Origin of the sequence: Pseudomonas sp. XWY-1, from assembly GCF_002953115.1 — a bacterium.
Taxonomy (GTDB): Bacteria; Pseudomonadota; Gammaproteobacteria; order Pseudomonadales; family Pseudomonadaceae; genus Aquipseudomonas; species Aquipseudomonas alloputida.
In genome coordinates, this window is the sequence record NZ_CP026332.1 from 1,880,144 (window position 1) to 1,896,911 (window position 16,768).

Genomic DNA, 16,768 nt, shown 5'->3' on the forward strand with positions numbered 1-16,768 from the left:
AGCGGCCTTTGTTTCAGGATTGAAACAGGCATGGTAACTGACCGTGGGGGTTTTGCCAGTGGGTGTCGGGCGTACGTCTTGAAAAGTACCGCGTGGCGGCGCTCGATCTCGACGGCTCCGAAAATGCCATGGCAAATACTGCAAACGCCCAGACACTGGTTCTGTAGCAGGCGAGCCGTATAATGGCGGGGTCGCCACTTAACTTTTGGCTTTAATGGATTGGATATGACTGAACAGCAACCTGTTGCGGTTCTGGGCGGCGGCAGCTTCGGCACCGCCGTGGCGAACCTGCTGGCGGAAAACGGTGTGCCGGTGCGCCAATGGATGCGCGACCCGGCGCAGGCCGAGGCCATGCGTGTGAATCGCGAGAATCCGCGCTACCTCAAGGGTATCCGCCTGCACGATGGGGTTGAGCCGGTCAACGACTTGCTGGCCACCCTGCAGGCCAGCGAGCTGATCTTCGTTGCCCTGCCATCGAGTGCCTTGCGCAGCGTGCTGGCACCGCATGCCGAGCTGCTGCGCGGCAAAGGCCTGGTCAGCCTGACCAAGGGCATCGAAGCGCAAAGCTTCAAGCTGATGAGCCAGATCCTCGAAGAGATCGCCCCCGAGGCGCGCATCGGCGTTTTGTCGGGGCCCAACCTGGCGCGCGAAATCGCCGAACATGCGCTGACTGCCACAGTGGTGGCCAGTGAGCACGAAGACCTGTGCCAGCAGGTACAGGCCGTGCTGCACGGGCGCACCTTCCGCGTCTACGCCAGTGCCGACCGTTTCGGTGTCGAACTGGGCGGTGCACTGAAGAACGTCTACGCGATCATCGCCGGCATGGCGGTGGCCTTGGGGATGGGCGAGAACACCAAGAGCATGCTGATTACCCGGGCCTTGGCCGAGATGACCCGTTTCGCCGTCAGCCAGGGCGCCAACCCCATGACGTTCCTCGGCCTGGCCGGTGTCGGTGACCTGATCGTCACCTGCTCCTCGCCCAAGAGCCGCAACTATCAGGTTGGCTACGCACTGGGGCAGGGCCAAAGCCTGGAAGAGGCGGTCAACCGCCTGGGCGAAGTGGCCGAGGGGGTCAACACGCTCAAGGTGCTCAAGACCAAGGCCCAGCAAGTGCAGGTGTACATGCCGCTGGTGGCTGGCCTGCATGCCATCCTGTTCGAAGGGCGCACGCTGAACCAGGTGATCGAGCACCTGATGCGCGCCGAGCCCAAGACCGATGTCGATTTCATTTCCATCAGCGGTTTCAACTGAGCCCTTGGCGGCTCTGACACGAGCAAGGAGCAACACATGAACGATACGCCCGAACGCGCCCAGCGCGAGTCGATCATCCTGCGGGTGCTGTGGATGCTGGTGTTCCTGGTGGTCTGGCAACTGGCCGAGTTGCTGCTGGGTGGCCTGGTGCTGGTACAGCTGATCTACCGACTGGTGTATGGCGCGCCCAGCGCCAGCCTGATGAATTTCGGCGACAGCCTGAGCCAGTACCTGGCACAGATCGGCCGATTCGGCAGTTTCCACAGCGACCAGAAGCCGTGGCCGTTCGCAGACTGGCCGGCCCCGCGTGCGCCGGAAGGTGAAGCAGCGCACGCCGTGGCACCGGCCGCGCATCCGGTGCGTGACGAGGAACCCAAGCTGTGAAGCTGTGGGTGCTGCGCCACGGTGAAGCTGAGCCGCGGGCCAAGACGGATGCCGAGCGCCGTCTGACTGCCCATGGTCGCGAGCAGGTGCTGCACAGTGCGGCTTACCTGATCGGGCAGCCATTGCAGGCTATTGTTGCCAGCCCTTACGTACGCGCCCAGCAGACCGCCGCGCTGGTGCATGACACCCTGGGCTTCGCCGAACCGGTGCGCACCGTGCCCTGGCTGACGCCCGAGGGTGATGTACAGCAGGTCATCGGCGAAATCGAGCGGCTGGGGCTCGAGCATGTGCTGCTGGTCAGCCACCAGCCGCTGGTAGGTACCTTGGTCGGGGCGCTGGAGCACGGCCACAGGCAGCAGCCGGCAGCCATGAGCACTGCCAGCCTGGCGGAGCTGGAAGGTGAGTGGCCGCTGGCCGGGTTGATGACGCTTCGGGCCCTCCACTCACCCGCGTGAACTTCCCATGGCTTGTGCAGGCCACTGTTTCGCTCGAGTCTGCATCCTGGCATGGGTAAAGATCGATAAGGCAACTGGCATTTTTGTCAGTTGTCGCGCTTCACCATCGCTTGTTAGCGTTGCCACATGGCAAATATCAGGGAACGGCGAATGAGGGGTGAAATGCTGGAACTGTTGCGCTCCCTGGACCTGCAACCCACCCTGGAACAGGTTGACCAAGGTACTTCGCTGGATTTCGCCCAATACAGCCTGCTGCGTGAATCGGCCGATGCCAAGCTTTACCACCTGATGCGCAAGGTGAACGACAACCCCGGGCTGGACCCTGCTGCAAGGCAACAATGCGAGCAGGACCTGCGTACGCTGCAGGATGCCTGCCTGCGGGTCTCGCACTTGCTGCAAACCAGTTGTCTGGCCTTGCGCCGCCTGCAACTGGACTACCAGGACCAGCGTCTGGCCCGCGAGGCGCTGGAGAGCCAAGTGGCCTACATGCAGGCCTGCCTGCGTCGGTCGCTGAGCAGTTTCGACCGCTCGGCATGACCTGATCCCCCTCGCCGATGACCTTTATGGACATTGCCGAACTGCCCCGCGATGCCGACAATGGGCCATCATTCCGGTCCGGACCAGGCGCCATGTCGCAGCAGATCTTCTTCGCCCATGCCAACGGTTTCCCATCGGCCACCTACGGCAAGCTGTTTGCCGCGCTGGCGCCGGACTATCAGGTGCAGCACCTGGCCCAGCATGCGCATGACCCGCGCTTTCCCGTGGACGAAAACTGGCAAAGCCTGGTCGATGAATTGTTGCATCACCTGGCGCAGCAGGACCAGCCGGTCTGGGGCGTTGGCCATTCGCTGGGTGGCGTGTTGCATCTGCACGCGGCATTGCGCTGCCCCGAGTACTACCGGGGGCTGGTGATGCTCGACTCCCCGGTGCTCACCCGCGCTGATCAATGGCTGCTGCGCACAGCCAAGCGCTTTGGTTTCATCGACCGCATCACACCGGCCGGGCGCACCCTGGGGCGTCGCGAAACGTTCAATGACCGCGACAGCGCCCGGGACTATTTCGCTGGCAAATCACTGTTCCGCCATTTCGATCCCGATTGCCTCGACGCTTATGTAGAACATGGCCTGCAGGTGGTGGAGCAAGGGCTACAGTTGCGCTTCGACCCTGCTACTGAAATCAGCATCTACCGCAGCATCCCGCACACCAGCCCCGCCCCCGCGCGCCAGTTGCAGGTGCCGCTGGCCATGGTGCGCGGCAACCGTAGCAACGTCATTCGTCGCCACCACACCTTGGCCGTGCGCAGTATGCCCAACGGTGAATACCACAGTGTACCGGGTGGGCACATGTTCCCGCTGGAGCGCCCGGCCGACACTGCCAGCCTGATCAAGGGCCTGTTCGACCGCTGGAGCCAGGCATGAGCGCACACGTTGAGGAAATTCGTCTGAGCCTGGGCCATATCGAACTGGCTGCACACCTGTTCGGCCCCGAAGACGGGCTGCCGGTGATTGCCCTGCATGGCTGGCTGGACAATGCCAACAGCTTTGCCCGCCTGGCACCGCAACTGAAAGGTCTGCGCCTCGTCGCCCTGGACCTGGCCGGCCATGGTTATTCGGAGCACCGCCCGCCTGGCGCCGGTTATGCCCTGGCCGACTATGCCCATGACGTGCTGCGCGTGGCCGAGCAACTGGGTTGGCCGCGTTTCGCCCTGCTGGGGCATTCGCTGGGCGCGATCATTTCGGTGCAACTGGCCGGTGCATTGCCCGATCGGGTCAGTCACCTGGCGCTAATCGACGGCGTGATCCCGCCGACTGGCGCCGAGCAGGACGCAGGTGAGCGCTTAGGGATGGCGCTGCAAGCCCAGTTGCGGCTGGATGGCAAGCGCAAGTCGGTGTATGCGACATTGGAAGCAGGGGTGCAAGCCCGGATGAAAGGCATGGTCGCGGTCAGCCGTGAAGCGGCCGAGCTGCTGGCCCAACGTGGCCTGATGCCGGTGCCCGGTGGCTACAGCTGGCGCAGCGACAGCCGGCTGACCCTGCCCTCGCCGGTGCGCCTGAGCGAGGCCCAGGCCATGGCCTATGTGCGGCGGGTGAGTTGCCCGGCGCTCTTGGTGGTGGCCGCCGACGGTATGCTGGCGCGCCACACCGGGTTGCTGGAGCAGCTACCCTTTGAACAGGTGACGCTGCCCGGCGGCCATCACCTGCACCTGAACGATGCGCAGGGCGCGTCCCTTGTTGCAGACTGTATCAATCGCTTCTTTGGCTTTGCTTGACTTGCACCGGACAAGTGTCGAGGCTTGGCGGGTTGAACAGGGAGACAACCATGCAACTGCCAGACATCCTGGAGCTTCAATTCGGCGCTGAGCGCCGCCTGGTTCGCCAATGAGCGTGCCTGATTCCATTCGCACTGCCTTGGCTGCCTGCCTGGTGCTCGCCACCCCCGTGTCGTGGGCCGGCAGCCTGCCGGTCCCGCAGGACGCCAAGGTGGTCGATCAACGCCCGGCGACGGAACAGGAGCGGGTCTACCCGATGGGCCCGCTACGCAAGATCAGTGGCCGCCTGCGGGTCGATGACAAAGTCGAGAGCCGCGGTCAGGTCAGCTCGGTGACCTACGAATTGCCCGTCGAGCGTACTGCACGCGAGGCCTTCACCAGTGCCCGCGAAGCACTTGTACGCGAGGGTGGCTACCCTTTGTTCTGGTGTCAGGGGCGTGATTGCGGTGAGGCCAGCCTGTGGGCCAATGATGTGTTCGCCAATGCCCGCCTCAACGGAGGCGACGAGCAGCAGGCGTTCATCCTGCTGCGCCGCTCGGCAGACGAGGCCGACACCCTGGTCGCGCTGTACAGCGTTACCCGTGGCAACCGTCGTGCCTATCTGCATGTGGAAGAGTTCATCTCAGGCAGCCCGCTGGGCGAGCTGCTGCCAACCGCCGCTACGGTGCTGCGCGAAATGCGTGACACCGGCAAGCTCGACTACCCTGACCTTGCTGCACCGCAAGACGCCTGGGTAAACCTGCTGGCCCGCAGCCTGAACCTTGACAGCACCTTGCGCGTCAGCCTCAGTGGCGCCCAGGCTGAGGCCTGGCGCGAGGCGCTGGTCAAGGCCGGGGTGCGCAATCGCCGTCTTGAAGTCGGCGGTGCGCCTACAGACGGCCTGCACCTTGAACTGATCCCTTGAACGAGCACCCTCATGGTTAACAATGATCGCCTGCTGGTCCAGATTCTGCTGGTGGCATTGCTGGGGGCCGGCCTGTGGGTGATGGCACCGTTCATATCGGCATTGCTGTGGGGCGCCATCCTGGCCTTTGCCAGCTGGCCGTTGATGCGCTTTCTTACGCGCCTGCTGGGCGGTCGCGAGACGCTGGCCGCCGGCCTGCTGACCATGGCCTGGATCCTGATCGTGGCACTGCCGCTGGTGTGGCTGGGGTTCAACCTGGCCGATCACATTCGCGACGCTACGGCGTTCGTGCGTGACGTGCAGGTCGACGGCCTGCCCGATGCACCGGCCTGGCTGGGTGGCATTCCTTTCGTTGGCGAGCGTCTGGTCAACGGTTGGCAATCGCTGGACCAGCAAGGCGCAGCCTTGCTTACCTCGATCAAGCCTTACTTTGGGCAGGTGGGCAACTGGTTGCTGGCGCGCAGCGCGCAGATCGGCAGCGGCGTGCTGGAACTGACCCTGAGCCTGGTGTTCGTGTTCTTCTTCTACCGCGACGGGCCACGCTTGGCGGCATTCGTGCTGCGTTTGCTGCACCGGCTGGTGGGCGAGCGCGCCGAGTATTACCTGGACCTGGTAGCCGCTACCGTGCAGCGGGTGGTCAACGGGGTGATCGGCACGGCGGCCGCGCAGGCCCTGCTGGCACTGATCGGCTTCCTGATCGCCGGGGTGCCCGGGGCGATCGTGCTGGGGTTGGTGACCTTCATGCTCAGCCTGATCCCCATGGGGCCGCCACTGGCCTGGATCCCGGCCACCGCTTGGCTGGTGTGGAAGGGCGAATACGGCATGGCGGTGTTCCTGGGTGCGTGGGGCACGTTCGTCATCAGCGGCGTGGACAACGTGCTCAAACCGTACCTGATCAGCCGTGGCGGCAACCTGCCGCTGGTGATCGTGCTGCTGGGCGTGTTCGGCGGCTTGCTTGCCTTTGGCTTCATTGGCCTTTTCATCGGGCCGACCTTGCTGGCGGTAGGCTACAGCCTGCTGCTGGACTGGAGCCGTAACGCGGCGCAGCAGCCGCCACAACAATAAGCCTGTAACGGCCCTTTCGCGGGCTTGCCCGCTCCCACAGGTACCACACAGGCCTTGAAGGCTGTGCAGTACTTGTGGGACCGGGCAAGCCCGCGAAGAGGCCGATACAGGCAGACCACAACGCTGATTTTTACGCATTCTTTATACCCACCCCCACCCCCCGATCTCGCCCCTTTACGCCTCTCCCTCGGACAATTTCCCCAAAGCGGCCCAAGCCGTAACACGGGGAGATCCACACATGAACATGCTCGACGGGCTGTCACTGCTGCTGGCAGTGGCATTGGCGTTTTATCTGCTGGTGGCGCTGCTGCGCGCCGATCGCAGCTAGGGAGCGGCCATGCACAGTTACGATTTCGCCTTGCTCTTGGCATTCTTTGTCATCGTGCTGCTACCGGCACCCTGGCTCGGGCGGTTCTACTACAAGGTCATGGAAGGCCAGCGTACCTGGCTGACCCCTGTGCTGGGGCCGGTCGAGCAGGGCTGTTACCGGCTGGCGGGTGTGAACGCCAGCCAGGAGCAGAACTGGCGGCAATACGCCCTGGCCCTGTTGGCGTTCAACCTGGTCGGTTTCCTGCTGCTGTTCGCCGTGCTGCTGTTGCAGGGCTACCTGCCACTCAACCCTCAGCACCTGCCTGGCCAGGAATGGTCACTGGCGTTCAACACCGCCGTCAGTTTCGTTACCAACACCAACTGGCAGGCCTACAGCGGTGAGGCGTCGGTCAGCTACCTGAGCCAGATGCTTGGCCTGACCGTGCAGAACTTTGTCAGCCCTGCCACCGGTCTGGCCGTACTGGTTGTCCTGTGCCGCGGTATCGCTCGGCGCAGCGCGACGACGCTGGGCAACTTCTGGGTCGACATGACCCGTGGCACCCTCTACGGCCTGCTGCCGCTGTGCTTGCTGCTGGCGCTGCTGCTGGTATGGCAGGGCGTACCGCAGACCTTTGCCGACTACGCCCACGCGCTGACCTTGCAAGGGGCCGACCAGACCATTCCGCTGGGGCCGGCCGCCAGCCAGATCGCCATCAAGCAGCTGGGTACCAATGGCGGTGGCTTCTTCGGCGTCAACTCGGCGCACCCGTTCGAAAACCCAACGGCCTGGAGCAACCTGTTCGAGGTGGCATCGATCATCCTCATTCCGGTGGCATTGGTGTTCACCTTCGGTCACTACGTGAAGGACCTGCGTCAGAGCCGCGCCATCCTCGCCTGCATGCTTGCCCTGTTCCTGATCGGTGGCAGCACGGCGCTGTGGTCCGAGCATCAGCCGAACCCGGCCCTGGAAAGCGCGCAGGTGCAACAGACCGCCCCTCTGGAGGGTAAGGAAAGCCGCTTCGGTACCACTGGTTCGGTGCTGTGGGCGGTCACCACCACCGCCGCCTCCAACGGTTCGGTCAACGCCATGCACGACAGCCTGAACCCGCTGACCGGTATGGTGGCGATGGTCAACATGATGGTCGGCGAGGTGATATTCGGCGGCGTCGGCGCGGGCCTCTACGGCATGCTGCTGTTCGTACTTATCGCGGTGTTCCTGGCCGGGCTGATGATTGGCCGTACCCCGGAATACCTGGGCAAGAAGCTGCAGGCCCGTGAAGTGCAGCTTCTGGTGGCAACCCTGCTGGTGATGCCGGTTGGCGTGCTGGTACTTGGCGCCATCGCCGCCAGCCTGCCCGGCCCAGCCGGGGCGGTCACCAACCCGGGGGCGCATGGTTTCAGCCAGTTGCTGTACGCCTATACCTCGGGCTCGGCCAACAACGGCTCTGCCTTTGCCGGGTTTGGCGCCAACACCGTGTATCACAACCTGATGATCGGCCTGGCCATGCTCATCGGCCGCTTCGGCTACATCCTGCCGATACTGGCGTTGGCCGGCAGCCTGGCGGCGAAAAAAAGCGCGCCGCTGGGGCAGAACAGCTTCCCGACTCACGGCCCGCTGTTCACCGGCCTGCTGCTGGTGACCATCCTGCTGGTCGGTGGCCTGACCTTCCTGCCGTCCCTGGCCCTTGGGCCAATCGCCGAACACCTTAGCCTGGGTTTTTGAGGACCGATCATGAACATGCCCATTCCTGAAGTGAATAGCCGGCACAGTGCCAAGGACCAGACCCGCTTCGCCGCGCTGTGGCGCCCGGCGCTGGTGCAGGCGTTCGTCAAGCTCGACCCGCGTCAGCTCAAGCGCTCCCCGGTAATGCTGGTGGTGGCCCTGACCGCGGTGCTGACCACCGTGCTGTGTTTTGCCCCCGGCGGCGGCGTGAGCACCGGTGTTGCGGTGCAGATTGCCCTGTGGCTGTGGTTCACCGTGTTGTTCGCCAACTTCGCCGAGGCGTTGGCCGAAGGCCGTGGCAAGGCCCGCGCCGACAGCCTCAAGGCCGGCAGCCAGGGCCTGACCGCCCAGCGTCGTCTGCGTGATGGCAGCTACGAGACGGTGGCTGCCAGTGCGCTGCGCAAGGACGACGTGGTACGCGTGGTCGCCGGCGAAGTGATCCCCGGCGACGGTGAGGTGATTGAAGGCATCGCGGCCGTCAACGAGGCCGCCATTACCGGCGAATCCGCGCCGGTAATACGCGAATCAGGTGGCGACCGCTCGGCGGTGACCGGTAATACACGGCTGGTCTCCGACTGGCTGCTTGTCCGCATCACCAGCAACCCGGGCGAGTCGACCCTGGACCGCATGATCGCCCTGGTTGAAGGGGCCAAGCGGCAGAAGACGCCGAACGAAATCGCCCTCGACATCCTGCTGATCGGCCTGACCCTGATTTTCCTGATCGTGGTGGTGACCTTGCAGCCGTTCGCCTACTTCGCGGGTGGCAGCCTGCCGCTGATCTTCCTGGCCGCGCTGCTGGTGACGCTGATCCCGACCACCATCGGCGGCCTGCTGTCGGCCATCGGTATCGCCGGCATGGACAGGCTGGTACGGCTGAATGTCATTGCCCGCTCGGGCCGCGCCGTCGAGGCGGCCGGGGACGTGCATACGCTGATGCTCGACAAGACCGGCACCATCACCTTCGGTAACCGCCGCTGCAGCGCACTGCATGCTGCACCGGGCATTACCGCCAAGGAACTGGGGGAGGGCGCCTTGCTGGCCTCGCTGGCCGACGACACCGCCGAAGGCAAGTCGATTGTCGAATACCTGCGCCAGTTGCACGACTTCGTCGACCCGCCTGCCGGGCAGTTCGAAGCGGTGGCTTTCAGTGCCGAGACACGCCTGTCGGGCATCGACTTCGAGCAGCACCGCTACCGCAAGGGCGCCGTCGATGCGGTGCTGGCATTCGTCGGTATGCAACGCCTGGAAATGCCGGCGGCGCTGGCCCGTGAAGTCGAACGCATCGCGCAGAGTGGCGGCACACCGTTGCTGGTGTGCGTCGACAAGCGTTTGCTTGGCGTGATCCACCTCAAGGACGTGGTCAAGCCTGGTATCCGCGAGCGCTTCGCCGAGCTGCGCAAGCTGGGCATCCGCACGGTGATGGTGACCGGCGACAACCCGTTGACTGCGGCCGCCATCGCCGCCGAAGCGGGGGTCGATGACGTGCTGGCCGAGGCCACGCCCGAGAAGAAGCTGGCGCGCATTCGCCAGGAGCAGAATGAAGGCCGCCTGGTTGCCATGTGTGGCGACGGTGCCAACGACGCCCCGGCACTGGCCCAGGCTGACGTAGGCATGGCCATGAACGACGGCACTCAGGCTGCGCGGGAGGCCGCGAACATGGTCGACCTGGACAGCGACCCGACCAAGCTGCTGGACGTAGTCCAGGTCGGCAAGGAGCTGCTGGTCACCCGCGGTGCGTTGACAACGTTCTCCATTGCCAACGACGTGGCCAAATACTTCGCCATCCTGCCGGCGCTGTTCGCTGCCATCTACCCGCAACTGGGTGTGCTCAACCTGATGCAACTGGCCAGCCCGCAGAGCGCGATCCTGTCGGCGATCGTGTTCAACGCGCTGATCATCATCGTGCTGATCCCGCTGGCGCTGCGTGGGGTGCGCGTGCAGGCGGCCAGTGCGGCGCACCTGTTGCGGCGCAACCTGCTGATCTACGGGCTGGGTGGCATTGTGGTGCCGTTTGCCGGGATCAAGCTGATCGACCTGCTGCTCAACGCCCTGAACCTGGTCTGAGGAGGCCGCCATGACTGCTTATCTACGCCCGGCATTGAGCCTGGCTTTGTTGATGACCCTGGTGACGGGCGCCCTGTATCCGCTGGCGGTGACCGGTATTGCCCAAGTCGCTTTCCCGAACCAGGCCAACGGTAGCCTGGTACGCGATGCGCAAGGCCAGGTGCGGGGTTCGGCATTGATCGCCCAGGACTTCCAGGGCGATGGCTGGTTCCACTCGCGGCCCTCGGCAGGTGCCTACGCGACCGTGGCCAGCGGCGCCAGCAACCTGTCGCCGAGCAACCCGGCGCTGGCTGAGCGGGTAAAGGGCGATGCGGCCACGTTGTATCAGGCGCAGCAGGGGCCAGTGCCGCAGGCGCTGCTGACCACCTCGGGCAGCGGCCTGGACCCGCACTTGCCACCGGAGGCCTTGGCCTATCAGATCCCGCGGGTGGCGGCGGCACGGCAGCTGCCGGTCGAGCGCTTGCAAGCCTTGCTGGAACAGGCCACCCTCCACCCATTGATCGGCCCGCCGGTGGTCAACGTGCTGGCGTTGAACCAGGCCTTGGAAAAGCTCGCCATTGTCAGGTAATCGAAGCGCTGGCAGGAAGCCTGTAGGAGCGGGTTCACCCGCGAATGCGGTGGTGGTGCCACTGACGTATTCGCGGGTAAACCCGCTCCTACACGTTAAGGGGGCTTTCCCTGAAGTGGCCGACTGCTGGAAAAAGCAAAGGATGAAACATGAGTGACTCCGCCCGCGCCGATGCGCTGTTGGCCAACCTCCCACGCACCGGCCGGGGCCGGCTGAAGGTGTTCCTCGGCGCTGCCCCGGGCGTCGGCAAGACCTTCGCCATGCTCCAGGCCGCACACGCCCAGCAACGCCAGGGCGTGCAGGTGTTGGCCGGGGTGGTCGAAACCCATGGCCGCGCCGAAACCGAAGCGTTGCTCGGAGGGCTGCATCAGCAGCCCTTGTTGCGTAGCCAGTACCGTGGCGTCACCCTCGAGGAAATGGACCTTGACGGCCTGCTGCGTGCCGCGCCGGCCTTGGCCCTGGTGGACGAACTGGCCCACACGAACGCCCCCGGCAGCCGCCACGCCAAACGCTGGCAGGACGTGCAAGAACTCTTGGCCGCGGGCATCGACGTGTACACCACGGTCAACGTCCAGCACCTGGAAAGCCTCAACGACAAGGTCCGCGACATTACCGGCGTGCAAGTGCGCGAGACCCTGCCGGACTGGGTGCTGCAGGAAGCGTTCGAGCTGGTGCTGATCGACCTGCCTCCGCGAGAGCTGCTCGAACGCCTGCGTGAAGGCAAGGTGTACGTGCCCGAGCAGGCTAGGGCGGCCATCGATGCGTATTTTTCACAAACCAATCTCACCGCCCTGCGCGAGCTGGCCATGCAGACCGCCGCTGCTCAGGTCGATGCCGACCTGGCCCACGGCTATCGTCAGCGCGGCCAGGAGGCGCCGGCCTTGCGCGGCCGGTTGCTGGTGGGCATAGACGGTGACGACCAGGCCGAACGCCTGGTGCGCCATGCCAGCCGCGTGGCCCAGCGCCGCCACCTGCCCTGGAGCCTGGTGCATGTGGACAACGGCCGCCTGCGTGACGAAACCGCACGGCATCGTTTGCAAGCCGCGCAGCAACTGGCCGAGCGACTGGGCGGGGAGGTGGTGCTGCTGCGTGCTGGCGAAGTGGCCCGTACGCTGATCCAGCATGCTGTCGAGCGGCGTGCCAGCCTGGTGCTGGTCGGGCAGTCCCGCAACCGCCTGCGTCGGCGTTTGTTCGGCGCGGGTGTGGCGGCGCGGCTGCTGCGCGAAAGCCGTGGTCTGGAAATCAACGTGCTGGACCGCGACGTGCAGCCGCCAGCGCCGCGTTCAGCCGTGCGGCGGGTGTGGGTGTGGCGTCATTACCTGCTGGCGCTGCTGGCCACCGTGATGGCTGCGGGTCTGGCCTGGGCGGTGTCCAGTGTGCTCGCGTTGCCCAATATCTCGCTGGTGTTCCTGGCGGCGGTGTTGCTGGTCGCGGTGCGCAGTAGCCTGGGACCTGCGCTGGCTTGCGCCGTGCTGTCGTTCCTGGTCTATGACTTCCTGTTCATACCGCCCAACTTCTCGTTCACCATCCAGCGCGAAGAAGACGTGCTGACACTGGTGTTCTTTCTGTTGATGGCTGCGCTCACCGGCAACCTGGCCGCGCGCCAGCGTCGCCAGTTGCAGGCGCTGCGCGAGACCCAGGCGCAGACCAGCCAGTTGCTCGACCTGTCGCGCCGGTTGACGGTAGCCACCGACCGCCAAGCCATATTCAAGGCTGCCGGCCAGCACCTGGACGGCTGGCAGGACGCCCAGGTGTGCTTGCTGGAGCGCAACGCCGAGGGCCAGTTGCAAGTGGCCAGCGGGGAAGCCTGCACCTTCAGCGACACCGAACGGGCGGCTGCCGATTGGGCCTGGCAGCATGGGCAGGCCGCCGGCCACGGCAGCGATACCCTGCCTGATGGCCGCTGGTGGTGGTGGCCATTGGCGGTGGACGATCAGCCGCTGGCGCTGCTGGGTGTGCGCCCGCGCAACGGGCAGCCGCTCAGCGACCCACGCCGGCGCCTGCTCACCGCCCTAGGCCAGCCCCTGGCCCAGGCCCTGGCCCGCGCACGCCTGGCTGAACAGCTGGAAGCCGCACGCCTGCACGGCGAAACCGAGCAACTGCGCAGCGCCCTGCTGGCTTCCGTATCCCATGACTTGCGCACGCCGTTGACCGCCATGCGTGGCAGCATCGACAGCCTGCTGGCGTTGGGCGATGCGATCCCGGCGGAAGACCGCCGCGAGCTGCTGGAGGGCACCCGCAACGAGGCCGAACGCCTTGATCGCTACATCCAGAACCTGCTGGACATGACCCGCCTGGGCCATGGCGGCCTCAAGCTGGCCCGCGACTGGGTGGCCCCGGCGGACATCGTCGGCAGTGCGCTCAACCGCCTGCGGGTGGTGCTGGCGCCGCTGCGTGTGCACACGGACGTGCCGGCCGAGTTGCCATTGCTGTTCGTGCATGCGGCGTTGATCGAGCAAGCGTTGGTCAACGTGCTGGAAAACGCCGCACGCTTTTCGCCGGCCAATGGTCGGCTTGAGCTGCAGGTGGCGGTGCATGACGACCAACTGCGCTTGACCGTCAGCGACCAGGGCCCCGGCATTCCCGAAGCCGACCGCGAGAAAATCTTCGACATGTTCTACACCGCCGCCCGTGGCGACCGCGGCGGGCAGGGTACCGGGCTGGGCCTGGCTATCTGCCAGGGCATGATCGGTGCCCATGGCGGGCAGATTCTGGTGGGCGAAGGCATTGATGGCCAAGGCACCAGCATCACTCTATGCTTGCCGCTGCCTCCTCAACCTGAAGCCGAAAGCGAAACCCCATGAGCCAGTCCGCCACCCTGTTGGTCATCGACGATGAACCGCAGATCCGCAAGTTCCTGCGTATCAGCCTGGCCTCGCAAGGCTACAAGGTGCTGGAGGCCGCCACCGGTGCCGAAGGGTTGGCCCAGGCGGCACTGGGCAAGCCGGACCTGGTGGTGCTCGACCTGGGACTGCCGGACATGGACGGCCAGCAGGTACTGCGTGAGTTGCGCGAATGGAGTGCAGTGCCGGTGATGGTGTTGTCGGTGCGTGCCAGTGAAGTGCAGAAGGTCGATGCGCTGGATGGTGGTGCCAATGACTATGTGACCAAGCCGTTCGGTATTCAGGAGTTTCTCGCGCGCGTGCGGGCGTTGCTGCGCCAGGTGCCACAAGCCGGCGGCTCGGAAGTGGCAGCCAGCTTTGGGCCGCTGACGGTGGATTTTGCCTTCCGCCGGGTGACGCTCGACGGTGTGGAGGTGGCATTGACACGCAAGGAGTATGCTTTGCTGGCGCTATTGGCCGGGCACCCCGGGCGGGTGATTACCCAGCAGCAGTTGCTCAAGGATATCTGGGGGCCGACCCATGCGGAGGATACCCACTACCTGCGCATCGTGGTCGGGCATCTGCGACAGAAGCTGGGCGATGACCCCACGGCGCCGCGGTTCATCATTACCGAGGCGGGGGTTGGCTACAGGTTGGTGGCGCCGACAGCATAACCCGCACACAGCCCAAAGGGCTGGGCGAACGCCTGCAGGGCCTGGACGCGCGCAAGGGGGTCAGGCCCTGGGCGGCTCCTTCTCGAACAGCTGGCGCATGACTTCCAGGTAGCGTCGCGCGCCCAGGCCCAACGGGCGCGACTTGATCCAGATGATGTCTACCCACAAGCGCAGGCGGCTGGCCATGTTGTCGAAGCGCACCTCGGCCAGTGCGCCCGAGGCAATCAGCGGTTCGACCAATGGCTGCGGCAGGTAGGCCCAGCCCAGCCCGGACTGCACCAGGTCCAGCGTGGCGAGGTAGCTGTCGGTCAGCCAGATGCGCCGGGACAGCACCATGCGTGGGTCCGATCCGGTGGCCTTGCCCGAAGCCACGATGATCTGCCGTTGTTCGGCAAAGGCCTCTTCAGGCAATGGCGAACCGCTGTTCTGCCCGGCTGGATGGCGTGGTGAGGCAACGGCCACCAGCAGTTGGCTGCCTGCTTCGAGGAAGGATTCGCGCTCATCGATGCCGGGCCGTTCGAACACCAATGCCAATTGCACACTGCCGTCATGCAGCAGGCGAATGGCTTCGGTCTGGGTGGCCGAACGTACCTCGACTTCCAGGCTGGGAAATGCCTGGGCGAGGATTTCCAGCGGCTGGCTCCAGCGGCCGGTCTGCAACTCGGGCGCCATGGCGATGGTCAGGCGCTTTTCCAGGCCTTTGTGCAATTGCAGGGCCTGGGCATCGAGCAGGTTGAGTTGGCAGATGACCTGCCTGGCCTGGGGCTCCAGCGCCAGGGCGGCGTTGGTGGGCAAGGCTTTGCGCGTGGCCCGGTCGAACAGGGGCAGGTCCAGTTCCGCTTCCAGTTGGGCGATTGCCATGCTCACGGCTGAAGGCACACGGCCCAGCTTGCGGGCGGCGGCGGAGAACGAGCCGGCATCGAGCACCGCGAGGAAAATCGCCAGGGAGTCGCTGGAAAAGGCCATTGTCAGTAAACCTGATGATGATCATCTTTTATTGCTAAAAATTATGAACATTAATGCACCAGCAGGACAGCCCCCTAATGGAGAAAAGCGTGCACAGACCAACCGCGTGGCATGTCACCCACTGGAGTAGCGACCCGTTCAGCCTCGGTGCCTACAGTGCCTTGCTGGCTGGCGGATCGCCGTTGCATCGAAGCGCCCTGGGCCAAGTGCTGCATGGGCGCTTGGTCATCGCTGGAGAAGCTTGTAATGCCAGCGCTCCGGCAATGACTCATGGTGCGTGGAATGATGGGCTGCGTGCCGCCGAGGCAGCCGTGAGTGCCGGTGCGAGCAAGGTGATCGTGATCGGTGCGGGGTGTGCAGGCTTGGCTGCCGCTCAACGCTTGCGGGAAAGGGGGGGCGATTGCACTGTGCTGGAGGCGCGTGGGCGAACGGGTGGGCGCACGCACACTGTCGAGTTGGGCGGCGTGAAAGCAGATGAAGGTGCGGCATGGCTTCAGCATTTTGCCGAGAACCCCTTGGCCGCTGTTGCACTTCAACATGGCTTGGCTTGCGTCGAGACCGATTTCAGTTGCCCGCTTGCAGCAGCACGCGGCGGGGCGTTGCCGGATATCGACGCCGCCTGGGATGCCTTGACCAGGCGTCTCGATCGGCAACAACCTTTGTCTGAGGCGATCGATGGCTACATGGCCACACTCGACCCCGCGCTCGCGCGTGCCACGCAGTTCGCCATCGACGCCAACCTTGTACTGGAAGCGTGTTTGCCCGTCGAGCAACTGTCGGCCTGTGCCTTGGATGAAGAGGGGGGCGGGCATGGTGATCGTATGCTGCCAGGCGGCTACAGCGAGCTTGTCGACTTGCTGTCGAAGCACCTGGATATCCGCCTGAACAGTCCTGTCACCCACGTCGACTGGTCGAGCGCGCGCGTCAAGGTAAATGAAGAGGTGTGCGACTTCTGCATTTGCACAGTCCCGGTGGGGGTTCTGAAAACGTTGCACTTTACCCCTGCGTTACCTGAAACACAGCAGGGAGCGTTGGCGCATCTGGGGATGGGCAAGCTGGAGAAAGTGATTCTGCAGTTCGATGAGCGATGGTGGCCGTGTTCACCCTCAGGCTACCTGCGCTGGTACGACGTACCCGCCAGTTGGGGGGAATGGCTGGACCTGACCGATGCTGTCGGCAAGCCCACCATTGCCGGGCTGATCGCCGCCGATGCGATCGAGCGGCAGTTCACCGGGCGCACCGATGAGCAGGTGGCCATGGCCGCGTGTGAGGCATTACAGGCGTGGGCCGCAGCCGTCGGGCCCACGCCTTGAC

16 protein-coding genes are annotated in these 16,768 nt (G+C 64.9%); 15 read left to right on the forward strand and 1 reads right to left on the reverse strand.

From position 1 onward, the window contains the following. Nucleotides 1-225 precede the first annotated feature (225 nt). The 14 genes from PRJ_RS08865 to PRJ_RS08935 all read left to right on the forward strand — a co-directional run bounded on the left by PRJ_RS08865 (nt 226) and on the right by PRJ_RS08935 (nt 14,488). Nucleotides 226-1,251, forward strand: a complete 1,026-nt coding sequence (locus tag PRJ_RS08865) for an NAD(P)H-dependent glycerol-3-phosphate dehydrogenase (protein ID WP_010954935.1) — start codon at nt 226-228, stop codon at nt 1,249-1,251. A gap of 36 nt (nt 1,252-1,287) precedes the next feature. Then, nucleotides 1,288-1,635, forward strand: a complete 348-nt coding sequence (locus PRJ_RS08870; protein ID WP_003251499.1) for a DUF4389 domain-containing protein — start codon at nt 1,288-1,290, stop codon at nt 1,633-1,635. Next, complete coding sequence (sixA, locus tag PRJ_RS08875) at nt 1,632-2,090, forward strand: phosphohistidine phosphatase SixA (RefSeq protein ID WP_104961125.1); 459 nt, start codon at nt 1,632-1,634, stop codon at nt 2,088-2,090. Before PRJ_RS08870 ends, sixA begins: the two co-directional genes overlap by 4 nt. A gap of 162 nt (nt 2,091-2,252) precedes the next feature. Further along, nucleotides 2,253-2,627 carry a hypothetical protein gene (locus PRJ_RS08880; protein ID WP_010954933.1) on the forward strand — a complete coding sequence of 125 codons (375 nt, stop codon included), beginning with the start codon at nt 2,253-2,255 and terminating at the stop codon, nt 2,625-2,627. 92 nt (nt 2,628-2,719) lie between these two features. Continuing rightward, nucleotides 2,720-3,508, forward strand: a complete 789-nt coding sequence (locus PRJ_RS08885) for an alpha/beta fold hydrolase (protein ID WP_104961126.1) — start codon at nt 2,720-2,722, stop codon at nt 3,506-3,508. Next, a complete protein-coding gene (locus PRJ_RS08890; RefSeq protein ID WP_019750852.1) occupies nt 3,505-4,359 on the forward strand; it encodes an alpha/beta hydrolase in 855 nt (284 codons plus the stop codon). Before PRJ_RS08885 ends, PRJ_RS08890 begins: the two co-directional genes overlap by 4 nt. Before the next feature lie 109 nt (nt 4,360-4,468). Beyond that, nucleotides 4,469-5,263, forward strand: coding sequence for a DUF4892 domain-containing protein (locus PRJ_RS08895; protein ID WP_104961127.1), 795 nt, complete (start codon nt 4,469-4,471; stop codon nt 5,261-5,263). Nucleotides 5,264-5,275: 12 nt separating this feature from the next. Next, complete coding sequence (locus PRJ_RS08900) at nt 5,276-6,328, forward strand: AI-2E family transporter (RefSeq protein ID WP_104961128.1); 1,053 nt, start codon at nt 5,276-5,278, stop codon at nt 6,326-6,328. Nucleotides 6,329-6,566: 238 nt separating this feature from the next. Further along, nucleotides 6,567-6,656 (forward strand): K(+)-transporting ATPase subunit F, encoded by a 90-nt coding sequence (gene kdpF, locus PRJ_RS08910; RefSeq protein ID WP_003251485.1) that lies wholly within the window; start codon nt 6,567-6,569, stop codon nt 6,654-6,656. A gap of 9 nt (nt 6,657-6,665) precedes the next feature. Next, nucleotides 6,666-8,360, forward strand: coding sequence for a potassium-transporting ATPase subunit KdpA (gene kdpA / locus PRJ_RS08915; protein ID WP_104961130.1), 1,695 nt, complete (start codon nt 6,666-6,668; stop codon nt 8,358-8,360). Between the two features lie 9 nt (nt 8,361-8,369). Beyond that, nucleotides 8,370-10,424 carry a potassium-transporting ATPase subunit KdpB gene (gene kdpB, locus PRJ_RS08920; RefSeq protein ID WP_104961131.1) on the forward strand — a complete coding sequence of 685 codons (2,055 nt, stop codon included), beginning with the start codon at nt 8,370-8,372 and terminating at the stop codon, nt 10,422-10,424. A gap of 10 nt (nt 10,425-10,434) precedes the next feature. Further along, nucleotides 10,435-10,992, forward strand: coding sequence for a potassium-transporting ATPase subunit KdpC (kdpC, locus tag PRJ_RS08925; protein WP_003251480.1), 558 nt, complete (start codon nt 10,435-10,437; stop codon nt 10,990-10,992). 149 nt (nt 10,993-11,141) lie between these two features. Then, nucleotides 11,142-13,796 carry a sensor histidine kinase KdpD gene (locus PRJ_RS08930; protein WP_104961132.1) on the forward strand — a complete coding sequence of 885 codons (2,655 nt, stop codon included), beginning with the start codon at nt 11,142-11,144 and terminating at the stop codon, nt 13,794-13,796. Beyond that, nucleotides 13,793-14,488 carry a response regulator gene (locus tag PRJ_RS08935; RefSeq protein ID WP_104961133.1) on the forward strand — a complete coding sequence of 232 codons (696 nt, stop codon included), beginning with the start codon at nt 13,793-13,795 and terminating at the stop codon, nt 14,486-14,488. Before PRJ_RS08930 ends, PRJ_RS08935 begins: the two co-directional genes overlap by 4 nt. A gap of 60 nt (nt 14,489-14,548) precedes the next feature. On the opposite strand, the gene PRJ_RS08940 is transcribed toward PRJ_RS08935, so the two are convergent. Continuing rightward, nucleotides 14,549-15,454, reverse strand: coding sequence for a LysR family transcriptional regulator (locus PRJ_RS08940; protein WP_104961134.1), 906 nt, complete (start codon nt 15,452-15,454; stop codon nt 14,549-14,551). 77 nt (nt 15,455-15,531) lie between these two features. On the opposite strand from PRJ_RS08940, the gene PRJ_RS08945 reads away from it, so the two are divergent. Further along, nucleotides 15,532-16,767, forward strand: a complete 1,236-nt coding sequence (locus PRJ_RS08945) for an NAD(P)/FAD-dependent oxidoreductase (RefSeq protein WP_104961135.1) — start codon at nt 15,532-15,534, stop codon at nt 16,765-16,767. The last annotated feature ends 1 nt before the right edge of the window (nt 16,768 follow it).